This is a genomic window from Rhodococcus koreensis (genome assembly GCF_900105905.1).
GTDB classification, from domain to species: Bacteria; Actinomycetota; Actinomycetes; order Mycobacteriales; family Mycobacteriaceae; genus Rhodococcus_F; species Rhodococcus_F koreensis.
Map to the genome: position 1 here is coordinate 122531 of NZ_FNSV01000005.1, position 12485 is coordinate 135015.

Consider the following 12485-nt stretch of genomic DNA (forward strand, 5'->3'; position numbering starts at 1 on the left):
TACAAATTTTGACAAGCTGCGCAATGGTCAGCGCACCGCCCATCGGCGGACAAACTTGCCTACCTCATCGAGCGCGTGTTCAGTCTCCGGAAAGTCAGCGAACAACTGGTAGGCGTGGCACATCTGATAGGCGATCTGCAGGTCCACCTCGCACCCAGCACGACGCGCAGCAGACGCGACCCGGATGGCATCGTCCACGATCAATTCGCTGCTTCCCGCCTGCACCAACAGCGGGGGAAATCCCGCAAAGTCGGCAAAGCAGGGAGAGGCGAGCGGATCCCGCGCATCATGCCCCTGAAGGTAGCCCCGCGCCAGTGACGCATAGGCAGCGGGTTTGCCCATGGGGTCGATGTCGGCATTGCGCCTGAAGCTCTCGGAGTCGAAGGTGAGGTCCGCCCACGGCGACATCGCGATGACCCCCGCCGGGACGCATCGCCGTTCGTATTGTCCCTCGCGCATCTCGTCGCGCAACCGCAGCGCCGCCGAAATGGCAAGCCCACCACCGGCAGAGTCACCCGAGAGGAAGACCGGACCAGCATCCCCGGCGGTCAGTGCGTGAAAGACCCCGACCACCTCCTCGAGGGCCCGACCGACGGCATGCTCTGGGCTCAACGAGAAGTCAGGAAGAAAAACACGAGTGCCTGATGCCCGACTGATCCGTGCCGCAAGGTCCCTGTGGCTTACCGAGGATCCGTTGGCAAATCCACCTCCGTGCAGGTGGATCACCATGGCGCTCGGAGCTCCCGGAGCAGTTACCCATCGTCCCGGGATCCCGCCGACGGTGGCGGGCTTCACCAGGATGTCCGGACCCGGTTCGGGCCACATTGCGTCGACCTTTGCCCGGATCTCGCCGATTGACGGCCTCGATCCGAAGTCGAGTGAATTGTTGAGCTCCTTGACTGCTCGTACGACGTCGTCAGAGGCCACGGTGCGCTCCTTTACCCAGGGTGCTCATCGGGATCCGCTTCTGCGAGATCACTTCCTCACGTCGTAGTCCGAGATGTCCGCGGGCAGGAGGCGTGCGTAGTACTCGTCGACGGTCCATGGCATCTGGACTCCCGACCTGCCGTGCTCGTTGACGAAGTATCCGCCCTTGCCTTCGGACTCATAGATCAGCCCGTGCACGGCGTCGTCGATCTCTTCGTTATAGGCATCGTAGGCGGACCTTTTGACCTCGACCTCGCGGAAACCACCCTCGATCTGGGCAATCAGCATCTCGGAGACGTACTGGGTCCACAGGTCGACATACATGAGGAAGCCACCACCGCCTCGGCCCTGGGAATTCGGCCCGTATACCGAGTAGAAGTTGGGGAACCCGGGAATGGTCATGCCCAGGTATGCGCGGGCGCCGTCCTTGCTCCACAGGTCATCGAAACTCGTCCCGCCCCGACCATGGAACTCCGCCGGGTAGAAGTAGCGCGACACCTCGAACCCGGCAGCGGCGACGATCAGATCGAGTTCGACGAGTTCTCCCGCATTGGTGACGATGCCGTCCGGGACGATCTCCCGAATTCCGTTCGTGTTCAGGTCGACATTGTCGCGCATGAGTGCGTCGTACCACCCGCTGTCGACCACGATCCGCCGGGCAAGGGGTGCGTAAGTCGGTACCAGCTTGGCTACTAGTTCAGGGTCATTTCTGACCTTCTCGGCGACGTAGTCCGAGAGCAGCTTGCGCAGGACGTCGTTCTTCTCGCTGATCACCCCACCGCTGGCCTGCCAGTAGGGGTCGGTGACCTGCACGTCCTGCATCGAGAGCGTGGCGATGAACTGGCTGTACGTCGCCCAGTTCCAGTAGTAGGGCATGTTCTCCAACAGCCAGCGGGTGTGTTCCTTGACTTTGCGTTTGAGTCCCGGAGTCTCGACGATCCAGCTCGGGGTCCGCTGGAAGGCCGTGACGTGCTTGGCTGTCTCGGCGATCTTCGGGAGGATCTGGGTGCCCGTGGAGCCGGTCCCGATGACCGCAATGCGCTTGCCGCTCAACTCCAGCGACGGGTCCCAGTTCGCGGTATGCACCACGTTGCCGGCGAAGCTCTCCAGGCCGGGGAAGTTGGGCATCTTGGGGGTGGCGAAGAGTCCGGTTGCGGTGATGAGCACGTTGGCTGAGTACTCGCTGGTCTCGCCGGCGGAGTTGCTCGCCGTGACGCGCCAGGTGGAGGCAGCGCCGTCCCACGTCGCATCGACGACCTCCTGGTCGAAGACGATGCGCTCGTCCACCCCGTGTTTGCGGGCGACGGAGTCCATGTAGTCCTTGATCGCCGCCTGAGTTGGGAAATACTCGTCGAAAACGTAGCGCTTTTCGAACTTGTATTGGTAGACGAGGAAGTTCGTGTCCACCCGCACATTGGGATAACGGTGGCGATGCCAGGTCCCGCTCAGGTCGTCGAGGCGTTCGAGAATCGTGTGATTGATGCCGAGACGGCTGAGCTTGATGGACATGGCGATGCCGCTGGCGCCGGCGCCGATGATGAGGACGTTGAAGTCGTCGAGCGATTCCGGTGCCTCAGGGGTACTCCAGCGTGGGTCGCGCGGGAACTCCTCCAGGCCCAGTTCTCCCCGATAGGCCTGGAACTCCTTGTCGGTCAGTGGGCCGCCCTGGAACAGTTCCATGAGGCGCCGCATCTCGGAGTCGCTGGGGACGTCGATGCGGGGACCATGGTTTTCGTTATCGGAGAGGAACGCGAACGCCTTTGCCCGGACCGTGACGAGGTCCTCGTCGGACAAGGACGGCCACTGGAATACACCACCGCGGAGGGCAACCCACTCGACCCGCATCTCCGCGAGTTCTGCGTCACCTGTGGCCTGGTAGAGCGCCAGGCGCAGTGCGTTCGCGTCCGCCTTCTCGACGGCGGCCTTAATCAAATCATCAGTACTCAAGATCATCGCGTCCAAACGGGGACGGTCACCGCCAGAGGCCGGTGACGGGTGGGGTTCTCGGCTCGACAACCGAGCGGCTGATTGAACTTATCACTGTGTCATAAGATGAGCAATCCGTAATACACCTGCAATATGCAGCATCTGCCCGGTCTCAAAGCGAGAATGTGGTCACAGTTCGCTTGTAGTCGAATCCCTGTCCGACGGTCATGGACCTGTCCGCCGCGAGGCGGTCCCACAGCTCCGCGGCACTACCCTGAACCTCGTAGACAGCCGCAGAGTCGTGCAGGTCATCGACACCGTGGGTCAGTGAAGCACTCAACCGATAACGCACCACCGAGCTGACCTCCGGATAACGTTCGAGGATCTCCGGAATGTGAACCTCGTCGTACCACCGCTCGAACTCGTCGAGCCTTCCCGAGCGAGCCTTCGCCAGGACCGTCAGTCGCTGGATAGTCATGCTGGAACCTCCTGGTAGTTCGTCTGTGCCAGAACGCGACCGGCCCGGATTCCTGCTTGCATGGCATCTGCTGCGGCGCGGAGGGAGAGCGAGTCCCGGACCCACTGCTCCGCGGGATACTCGGTGAGGTAGCCATAACCGCCGTGTACCTGAAGCGCCGCCGCGCTCACCTCCACCGCCGCATCGCAAGCGGTCGCAAGAACGCCTGCCGCTTGCGAAACGTCGGAGGCATCCGCCTCGAGGGCAGCCGCCACTGAGCTCGCAACCAGCGCGGCCTGTCGTTGCAGCGTGGCGCGGATGACCGGCAAGTCGGTCAGCGGCCCACCGAACTGTTCCCGATGACGGGCGTAGTCCACGGCCTGATCCACCGCGGCGCTTGCGATGCCTGTCGCCACGGCCGCAGCACCGAGCCAAGCACTACTCCGAACTTCGTCGGCGAGGTTGCCCAGGGAGATGCCCGCACCGTTGATACCAACGCTGACCGTCCTTGCTCCGTCCAGTCCGGATCGCCGTACCGGTGAGCTCTGCTGGATCGTGGGGGACGCGAGCCACACTGCCTCGTCGCCGTCGAGAAGCACGATCGAGTCGAGTGCACTCGCAGGATCAACGCGGTGGATCGTTCCGACGTACGACGTGTCGTTGCGGTCCAATCGGACAGACATCGCGGCTGCATCGACGGCCACCACGACCTGGCTCCCTGACCGGACAGCCTCGGCGTGCTCGCGAGCCTCCGTGGGGCCCGCGTCCAGTGCCGTCAATGCGGCACGGGTCTGGGCGCACGCCCAGCCGAGTGCCGGCCAGCTCCGACCGATGAGACTGAGCACGAGTTGGGAGACCCGCTGGGGGTTCCCGTCGTCCTCGGCATCATCGATCATCCAGAGCCCGAGTCCGCCGAGTTCGGCGCGGAGCGCATCGGCCACAGCCGGCTGGCCGTCATTGATCTGGCCTCTGTCACCGGCAAGCCGAGCGAACAGATCGACGATCGCCTCCTCCTCGGCGCGCAGGCGGGGCCCCCGCCAGGTCATGACCAGAACCGGCCTGCGTCGGGCTCACGGCGCCCGGCGAACGCATCGCTGAGCTCGTGCGCCTCCTGGGTGGACAGATACAGGGTCAGCATCTGGTCGTGCGCCATGCGCGCCTGACCCGAGACTCCGTTGTGCCGCGCGGAGAAGGCACCCTTCAGGCCTGCCAGAGCCATCGGGCTGCGGGTTGCGATCTCCCGAGCGATCTCACCGGCCCGTGTCAGAAGTTCGTCTCCCGCCACGACCTCGTTGGCCAGTCCCATCTCCAGGGCCTGTGCCGCCGTGAACTTCTGGTTGAGGTACCACATCTGTTTCGCGCGCTTGCGGCCGATTGTGTCCTCGAGGTACCACGTGCCGTAGCCGGCGTCGAAGCTGCCGACCATTGGTCCGACCTGGCGGAACACTGCGTGCTCGGCCGCAATGGTGAGGTCGCAGACGGTGTGCAGGACGTTGCCGCCGCCGACCGCAAAGCCGTTCACAGCAGCAATCACGGGCTTGGCGATGGTGTCGATGGCCTGATAGACGTCGATGATCGGGAGCACCTGGGATTGGTCGAGCGACTTCATTTCGTCGTGCTCTCCGCCGATGCAGAAGAACTTGCTGCCGGAGCCAGTGAGGATGGCGACCCGCAGTTCGGGATTGATCCGGAACCGTTGCAGGGCGTCGCTGAGTTCCAGGCAGGTTTCTGCACGGAGCTTGTTGCCTGCCTCTTCGCGGTTGATGGTGATCGTGACGACGGGGCCTTCGACGTCTACGACGATGTCTTGGTAGTCAGTCATGCCTTGTTGCCTTCCTTCTCAGCTGGATCAGGGGTGCTGGCGTGCCGTGGTGCAGGTTGGCCCGTGCCCAGGCGGCACAGGAGCGGGGGCGGTGCGAACCGGCCGTCGTGCGTCGCCTCGTAGGCCGCCGTGGTTGCGGCTAGATGACGCTGAACACCGATTTCCTCCAGCATCTGGAACGGTCCCTTGCGATAGCCGAGCCCGAGCTTGACGGCGATGTCGATGTCGTCTGCCGTGGCCAGTTCGTCGTCGTACGCCTGGACGACGTCGTTCAGATAGGGCAGGAACAGCCAGTCCACGAGGAATCCCGGGTTGTCCTTCACGACCACCGAGCCCCGTTCGAGTCGCTCAGCAACCTTGCCGACTTCCTCGACGAGGGCCGTGTCGGTCTGCTCGGCGGCGACCACCTCCACGAGTGCGGCGGCAATACCCTCGTGCCCCCAATGGAGACCGACCAGTTGGGCAGGATCGGAGACCGCTGTCGCAAGCTCGGTCACGGACTGGGTGGATGTGGTCGTTACCAGGATCGACTCCGCGAGAGCAGCTTTGGACATGGCTCGCAGCACGTCGGACTTGTCCTCCTCCGCCACCACTTCGATGAGCAGATCAACTGCGAGCGCCGGCAATTCGTCCTCCGAGGGCGAGATCACCTGTACATCGAACCCGTAGCGGGCGAACAGGTCGGCGAGACCGGTCGCCCGGTGAGCATCGCCGATCACTGCAACCGATTGTGTGGTAGTCACCAGTCGTCCCTTCATGATCCGAACAGCCGGGTGTTGTCGTACTCGTAGAAGCCTCTGCCGGTCTTGCGACCGAGGTCGTTGGCAGCGACCATCCGTTCCACCATCGGCGGGGGGAAGAACCGAGGTTCTCGCAGTTGCTCGTAGAGTCGGGTGGCCACTTGCTGGTGGATGTCCATGCCGACGATGTCCAGCAATTGGAAGGGCCCCATGGGGTGACCGAGGCGTGACTTGACCGCGGCGTCGATTCCATCGCGCGTTCCCAGGCCCGATTCGAGCGCATCGATGCACCGGTTCTCCCACGGAATGAGGAAGCGGTTCACGATGAACCCTGGCCGGTCCTTGGTGACCACCGAGGTCTTGTCCAGCCCTTCCAGGAAGCTCACGGTGGCGTCGTGGGCCCATGAGGCGGTGTGCCTGCCGTCGGCCACTTCCACGAGGCTCATCAGGGGAGCTGGGTTGCAGTAGTGCGTGCCTACGACTCGCTCGGGGTGCCGGGAGCCGGAAGCGATGCCGGTCACCGAAAGGGTGGAGGTGTTGGTGTGGAAAAGAGTTCGGTCAGAGACGATTTCGTCGAGTTGGCCGAATAGGTCCTTCTTCAATGTGAGATCCTCGAACACTGCTTCCACGACGACGTCTGCGAGAGCCAGATCGGAGATCTGTGTGGTACCTCGAAGGCGCGCGGTGGCTGCATCGGCGTCCGCCTGGGTGATCTTGCCCTTGCGGACCCCCGTCTCGAAGAAGCCACGGACGGTGTCGATTCCTCGCGCGAGGCCCGATTCACTGATGTCGTAAAGCAACGTCGGATGTCCGGCACGGACCATCACCACGGCGATGCCCGATCCCATGGTTCCCGCGCCCAGAACGGCGACGGTCTTGCGAGCACCCTCGCTCATGCACTTACCTCCTGTTTCTGCGTGACGCCACGGCTTCCCGGAACCTTGGCGGTCGCAGTGCGATTGATCTCCCGGCCGATGAGGAGTCGTTGGACCTCGTTGGTGCCGTCATAGATTTGAGTGACCTTGACGTCCCGGAGGCAGCGTTCGACTCCGACGTCGGCCAGGTCGCCGAGCGGCCCGAGGATTCGTGCGCACTCTGCCGCAACATCCCAACCCAGGTCGGTGCAGGATTGTTTCATCATCCCGATCAGGCCGGTTGGGACATCCGGATTGTCGTCCACGTGGCGCGCCACGGCGATCAAGAGAAGTCGCCCCTGAACGATCCGTCCACGAAGGGTTGCCAGTGCAAACAGGTGTTCGTCGGCCAACCGCCCGGGCGACACGCACCGCAACGCGTGAAGGGTGCGTGCGTAGGCGGCTCGAGCCAGCCCGACTCCTTGTGCTGCTGCACTGATCCGGGACTTGACGACCGATTGCATGACGACCCGCCATCCGCCACCCACGCCGCCCAGCAGGGCATCTGCCGGAACAAAGGCGTCGTCGAAGAACACCTCGGCCGTGCTCGACGCGCGCATTCCGAGCTTGGCGAATGGGGTTCCGCGTCGCACTTCCGCCTGACTGCCATCGACAACGAATGCCCCGATGCCGTCTCGTCCCTTCGCCCGGTCCGTAGTCGCGAAACACACGATCACGCCCGACCGGTCACCGGTGGTGATGAAGGTCTTGGAGCCGCTGAGCCGATATCCGTCTGCAGCGGCGTCATAGACGGCCCTGGTCCGCAGCCCGGAGACGTCGCTACCGGCGCCGGGTTCGGTGATGGCGAGCGACCCGAGAATGGACCCGTCCAGGAGGCCCGGGACCCACTGTTTCGCCAGGCTTTCACTGCCGAAGGTCATGATCGGATAGGCGACGTGCATTTGGGTCATGAATACCAGGCTGGTGGAACCGCAAGCAGCGGAGATCTCCTCCATCGCCGTGGCGTAGGCGACGTTCGAGTCGCCACTGCCACCCAGTTCACGGGGAAACACCAATCCCATCAACCCGGCGTCGGCGAGGGCACGAACCTCCTCACCGACGAACCCGCCGCCTTCGTCGGCCAGACGAGCCTTGGGCGCCACCTCGCGCGCAACAACCTCACGCGTCAGGCGCCGAACCTCCAGCTCACGAGTGGTGAGCTGGGCATCGATCGCGGGCTCGTCCAGCGACTGATGCAGGCTCGAGTAGTCGTCGAGCGACTCTTCCAGGGGAGCCAGCGTGATCACTGCGTCCCCCCGACCCCGGTCGCCATTAAGTCTGGGAAGCTGGCCGTGCGACGTCCCCGGAATGCCTGAATTCCTTCCGTGGACTCCGCGCCGACGATCGCGTCGACAGCGGCGTCGGTCTCGGCCGCAAGCTTCTCGTCCCACGACCCGGGCGCTTGACGAAGCAGGCGCAGGATCGATCGGACCGCCGCCGGACCGTTCCCGGCGACAGCGTGCGCGACGTTCATCGCTTCCGGCATCAGGAGCTCGGGTGAGACCGGCGGGAGGAGGGTCAGACCCAGCTCATAGGCGCGTTGGGCCGTCAGCCGATCACCGGTGAGCATAAGGTGTGCTGCCGAAGCTGCCCCGATGAGCGGCGCGAGTCGCTGCGTGCCTCCGTAGCCGGGAATCAGGCCCAACCGTGATTCGGGCAATCCGAAGCTGGCCAGCTCGGAGGTCATCGCGAACGTAGAGGCCAGGACGAGTTCGAACCCCCCGCCGAGCGCGAGCCCATTGACGGCCGCGATCACCGGTAGGTCGGATGACGCGATGTCGCGGAAGGCGTGCTGCCCTTCCTGCATGACCCGTCGAGCCGAGGCCACGTCGAGACCATCGAGTTCGTCGAGGTCCGCCCCAGCCGAGAAGGCTTTGGTCCCGGCGCCGGTAATCACTACAACGCGCACGCTCGAATCGGCTTCGGCCCGACACACCTCGTCGCGCAAATCGCAGATGAGTCGACCGTTCAGGGCGTTCATCGCCTGGGGGCGGTTAATCTCCAGGACCTGCACCGCTCCGTCGCGGGATACGTTCAAATCACCCATGATCGAGCGCCTTGCCGGAAACTGACTTGCCGACGAAGTTGGCGGCCGTGTAGGCGAACACGGCGGAGGCACCGATCGTGGCGCCTGCCCCCGGGTAGCCTCGCCCGAAGACGGAGGCCGTGCAGTTGCCCGTCGCGAACAGCCCCGCGATCGGGGTTGCGTCAGCGCGCAGTACACGCCCGTGCTCGTCGGTCATGAGCCCTCCACTCGTTCCGATGTCACCGGGGTAGATCGGGATGGCATAGAACGGGCCGGTCTCGACAGCGCCGAGGCACTTGTTCGGCCCGTGGTCGGGATCGCCGTAGAACTGCTGCCATCCGCCCTCACCCCGGTGGAAGTCCTCATCGATACCGGTGTGGGCGAACCCGTTGAACCGTTCGACCGTTTTGGTCAATCCATCCGCATCAATCCCGCACGCTTCCGCGAGGCCCTCGAGTGTGTCTGCCGTCTTCCAGTCGCCGGCATCGATCCACTTCTGATGGCCGATCCCAGGCAGCATCATCCCGAAGGTGTATTTCTGTCTGTGGGTGCTGTCGATGATCAGCCACGCCGGAATCGCAGCGCCGGTCGATTGGTGATGCGCGTAAATGCGCTGGCCGGCTTCCTGGTAGCTGATCGATTCGTCGTAGAACCGATGCCCGTTGGCGTCCACAGTGATCGCATGCGGCTTGGCGCCGACCGTCATGGCCATGGCCGGCTTGCCACCGTCCATCCAAGTTGGCATCCACCACGCTTCGTCCACCATGGCCGTGGCTGCACCGAGGCCGGTGGCCATCTCGATGACCTCGCCGGTGTCACCCGGGTTGGCGGAGGTCCATTCGTCGCTCATCGGGCCCAAGTGTCCTGCGTACTTTTCTCGCATGGCCAGGTTGCGGGAGAACCCCCCCGAAGCAATGAGTACGCCGTCGCGGGCTTGCACGCGGAGTCTCACGCCGTCCCTCTCCACGACGGCCCCGATTACGCGGTTGTCCTCGACAATGAGTTCCACGACCGGTGAGTTGAGCCAGACCGGCACGTTGCGTCGCAACAGGGCATGGAGGATTCGCGTCATCAGCGCTTCACCATTGGTGACGTACTTCTTTCCGCTGGCCACACCCCACGCCGTACGGAACGCGACCCGCAAGACCGTGGAGGGACCGCCGGAACTCTTCGGGGTCTGTAGAGCAGAGCCTTCACCGGTGTAGATGTTGAGCACGGGTGAGAACCCGGGACGGATGCGCTTGCTCCACTTCCCGAGCTTCTTCCTGTTGAACACCTTCGGTTCCACGGACCGGCCGGCCAGGGACCCGCTGCGATAGCCTCGAATCCCGGCGTAGTAGTCACTCATCTTCGGACACCGAATGAATTGCACGCCCTCGGATTCGAGGAAGTAGATCATCTCGTTGCCCTCTGTGAGGTATGCCTCGCGACGCTCGGGTGAAGACGCCGGACCGACATCGCCCACGAGCGAGTCCAGGTAGTCCAGCGCACTGTCGTGAGAATCTGACACGCCCTCGCGCTGCATGAGCGGATTGTTGGGCATCCAGATGACGCCACCCGACATGGCGGTCGACCCGCCCCACAGGTCGGTCTTCTCCACAACGAGCGCACTCTTTCCCAAAGCATTCGCGCGGAGGGCCCCGACGGCACCCGCGCCGCTGCCGATGACGAGGAAGTCAGTGCGGTGGTCCCATTCAGTCATTCTCAGCCTCGATCCATATCTCGGAAATCCTGTCGCCCGCGTCGTCGGTCACAGTCCGTATCCACCATCGACGTCGATCTTCTGCCCGGTCACGTAGGCCGCTTCGTCGGAGACGAGGAAGCAGACCATGGCGGCCACCTCGTCCCCCAGGCCCAGTCGACCCAGTGGCACCTGCCTGATGACGGCGTCTCGCATCTTCGGCGGTACGTCACCAGTGGCAGCGAGGTTGACTCCCATTCCGTCTTCGAGCACGCCGGGTCCGACCGCGTTCGCCCGCACCCCGAATCGGCCCTCCTCGACGGCTACCGCGTGGATCAGCGCCTCGATTCCACCCTTGGGAACCGAGGACAGCGCGTCGCGAGCGGGATAGCGGCGTAGCGCCATCGACGAGACCGCCGTCAGCGATCCGCTGGACTCACGCAAGTGCGGCAGGGTCGCGCGCACCAGCTCGAAGAAGGCCACGAGTTCATATCGCACGTGGTGCGCGAACTGGTCCGAGGTGAACGTGCTGATGAATCGCTGGTGGGCGTAGGGACCCGCGGCGTTCACGACGGCATCCAGCCGCCCGAACTCCTCGATCACGCGCGCCACGAACCCGTCGGCCTGTTCGGGGTCGCTGATGTCTGGATTGTCGAAGAGCGCCGCACCGCCGAGGGCTTCGATCTCCTTGCCCAGCTCGGCCGCACCGGTCTTGTTGCTGTTGTAGGTGAAACCGATCCGGTAGCCCTGCGCAGCCAGGCGGAGGCACACGCCTCGGCCCACACCGCCCGTGCCACCGGTTACCAGTGCTATCCGCCGCTTCGCGGCCACGTCGCTCAATGCTCTCTCCTGGTCCTACATCGCTCGCGCGATGACTTCCTTCATGACTTCGTTGGCGCCCCCGTAGATGCGCTGGACCCGGGCTCCAGCAAAGATGCGCGCGATCGGGTAGTCGAGGATGTAGCCGTAGCCTCCAAAGACCTGGAGGCATCGATCCGCGACCGAAGACAGCATCTCGGTGGACGCCAGCTTGATCTGGGCGGCGAGCGGCGAGTCGAGCCGTCCCTCCCCGTGCTCTTCGATGCAGTGGTCGAGGAAGGTCCGCGTCCGCAGGACATCGGTCGCACAGGCCGCCACCTCGTGACGCACCGATGGGAGGTCCCACAACGTTGCGCCGAATGCTTCTCTTTGACGGGCGCGTTCGATCGCCAGTTCGACGGCGAGTTCGGCCTGGGCCACGGCCCCGATTGCGATGGCAAGGCGTTCTTGTGGCAACTGCTGCATCAGATACGCGAACGCAGCGCCTTCGTCCCCGACCAGCGCGCCTACAGGAAGGGACACGTCGTCGAAGAACAACTCTCGCGTGTCCTGCCCCTGCTGCCCAATCTTGCGCAGCGGCTTCCCGTACGAGAAGCCCTCCAGATCCTTTGTCTCCACGGCAAACAGGGACAACCCCTTCGATCCGGGGCCGCCAGTCCTCGCCACGACGAGGATTACTCCAGCCATCGAGCCGTTGGTGATGAACGTCTTCGACCCGTTCAGGACCCAGCCGTCTTCTGCCTTGCGGGCGGTGGTGCGGATCATCTTCAGATCCGAGCCCGCATCAGGCTCGGTCATGGCGATCGCGCCGACGAGTTCTCCCGCCGCCAACTGCGGCAGGAGTCGCTGTTGTTCGGGAGTGCCGAATTGCACCAGGTAGTGCGGGACGATCGTGCTGTGAATGGCATACGCCAGCGAGTCGTCACCAGTACGGCCCTGCTCCCAGAGCACGGCGGCCTCGTGGGCAAAGGTGCCTCCGCCTCCCCCCAGGTCCTCCGGCACGCTGGGCAGGAGCAGGCCCAGGCGTCCCGCCTCCTGCCATGTAAACGCGTCGACGCGATGCTGCTCTGCGAAGCGTTCCTGGTGGGGAAGCACCGACTGGGTGAAGAACGTCCTGGCCAGTGAAGCCACATCGCGGACCTCGTCCGCCTCCATCCATGCCGATCGGTACCC

At 64.2% G+C, this 12485-nt stretch carries 12 protein-coding genes; all 12 read right to left on the reverse strand.

Features of this window, described 5'->3' with window-relative positions; translation table 11 throughout:
• Positions 1-27: 27 nt before the first annotated feature.
• Positions 28-927 carry an alpha/beta hydrolase fold domain-containing protein gene (locus tag BLV94_RS04810; protein ID WP_072946504.1) on the reverse strand — a complete coding sequence of 300 codons (900 nt, stop codon included), beginning with the start codon at positions 925-927 and terminating at the stop codon, positions 28-30.
• 48 nt (positions 928-975) lie between these two features.
• Entirely contained in the window at positions 976-2874 is a 1899-nt protein-coding gene (locus BLV94_RS04815) for a flavin-containing monooxygenase (RefSeq protein WP_167372122.1), read from the reverse strand.
• A 151-nt stretch (positions 2875-3025) separates the two neighbouring features.
• The gene (locus tag BLV94_RS04820) at positions 3026-3331 is read right to left on the reverse strand and encodes a hypothetical protein (protein ID WP_072946502.1); all 306 of its coding nucleotides are present in this window, start codon (positions 3329-3331) and stop codon (positions 3026-3028) included.
• Entirely contained in the window at positions 3328-4356 is a 1029-nt protein-coding gene (locus tag BLV94_RS04825) for an acyl-CoA dehydrogenase family protein (RefSeq protein WP_072946501.1), read from the reverse strand. The genes BLV94_RS04820 and BLV94_RS04825 overlap by 4 nt, the downstream gene beginning before the upstream one ends.
• Positions 4353-5132 (reverse strand): enoyl-CoA hydratase-related protein, encoded by a 780-nt coding sequence (locus BLV94_RS04830; protein WP_072946500.1) that lies wholly within the window; start codon positions 5130-5132, stop codon positions 4353-4355. Before BLV94_RS04830 ends, BLV94_RS04825 begins: the two co-directional genes overlap by 4 nt.
• Positions 5129-5875: a 3-hydroxyacyl-CoA dehydrogenase NAD-binding domain-containing protein gene (locus BLV94_RS04835; protein WP_167372123.1), complete on the reverse strand. Its 747-nt coding sequence runs from the start codon at positions 5873-5875 to the stop codon at positions 5129-5131. The genes BLV94_RS04830 and BLV94_RS04835 overlap by 4 nt, the downstream gene beginning before the upstream one ends.
• An 11-nt stretch (positions 5876-5886) precedes the next feature.
• Entirely contained in the window at positions 5887-6768 is an 882-nt protein-coding gene (locus BLV94_RS04840) for a 3-hydroxyacyl-CoA dehydrogenase family protein (RefSeq protein ID WP_072946498.1), read from the reverse strand.
• Positions 6765-8033, reverse strand: coding sequence for an acyl-CoA dehydrogenase family protein (locus tag BLV94_RS04845; RefSeq protein ID WP_244163507.1), 1269 nt, complete (start codon positions 8031-8033; stop codon positions 6765-6767). The genes BLV94_RS04840 and BLV94_RS04845 overlap by 4 nt, the downstream gene beginning before the upstream one ends.
• Positions 8030-8833, reverse strand: coding sequence for an enoyl-CoA hydratase/isomerase family protein (locus BLV94_RS04850; protein WP_072946497.1), 804 nt, complete (start codon positions 8831-8833; stop codon positions 8030-8032). The genes BLV94_RS04845 and BLV94_RS04850 overlap by 4 nt, the downstream gene beginning before the upstream one ends.
• On the reverse strand, positions 8826-10514 hold the full coding sequence (locus tag BLV94_RS04855) for an FAD-binding protein (RefSeq protein WP_072946496.1): 1689 nt from the start codon (positions 10512-10514) through the stop codon (positions 8826-8828). The genes BLV94_RS04850 and BLV94_RS04855 overlap by 8 nt, the downstream gene beginning before the upstream one ends.
• Before the next feature lie 48 nt (positions 10515-10562).
• The gene (locus tag BLV94_RS04860) at positions 10563-11324 is read right to left on the reverse strand and encodes an SDR family NAD(P)-dependent oxidoreductase (protein ID WP_244163826.1); all 762 of its coding nucleotides are present in this window, start codon (positions 11322-11324) and stop codon (positions 10563-10565) included.
• Positions 11325-11348: 24 nt separating this feature from the next.
• Positions 11349-12467, reverse strand: a complete 1119-nt coding sequence (locus BLV94_RS04865) for an acyl-CoA dehydrogenase family protein (RefSeq protein ID WP_072946494.1) — start codon at positions 12465-12467, stop codon at positions 11349-11351.
• Positions 12468-12485: the final 18 nt, after the last annotated feature.

Coding starts and splice junctions, on each gene's coding strand:
- BLV94_RS04855 (WP_072946496.1), bottom strand. CDS start 10,514: ATGACTGAATGGGACCACCGCACTGACTTCCTCGTCATCGGCAGCGGC.
- BLV94_RS04840 (WP_072946498.1), bottom strand. CDS start 6,768: ATGAGCGAGGGTGCTCGCAAGACCGTCGCCGTTCTGGGCGCGGGAACC.
- BLV94_RS04850 (WP_072946497.1), bottom strand. CDS start 8,833: ATGGGTGATTTGAACGTATCCCGCGACGGAGCGGTGCAGGTCCTGGAG.
- BLV94_RS04865 (WP_072946494.1), bottom strand. CDS start 12,467: ATGGAGGCGGACGAGGTCCGCGATGTGGCTTCACTGGCCAGGACGTTC.
- BLV94_RS04820 (WP_072946502.1), bottom strand. CDS start 3,331: ATGACTATCCAGCGACTGACGGTCCTGGCGAAGGCTCGCTCGGGAAGG.
- BLV94_RS04830 (WP_072946500.1), bottom strand. CDS start 5,132: ATGACTGACTACCAAGACATCGTCGTAGACGTCGAAGGCCCCGTCGTC.
- BLV94_RS04825 (WP_072946501.1), bottom strand. CDS start 4,356: ATGACCTGGCGGGGGCCCCGCCTGCGCGCCGAGGAGGAGGCGATCGTC.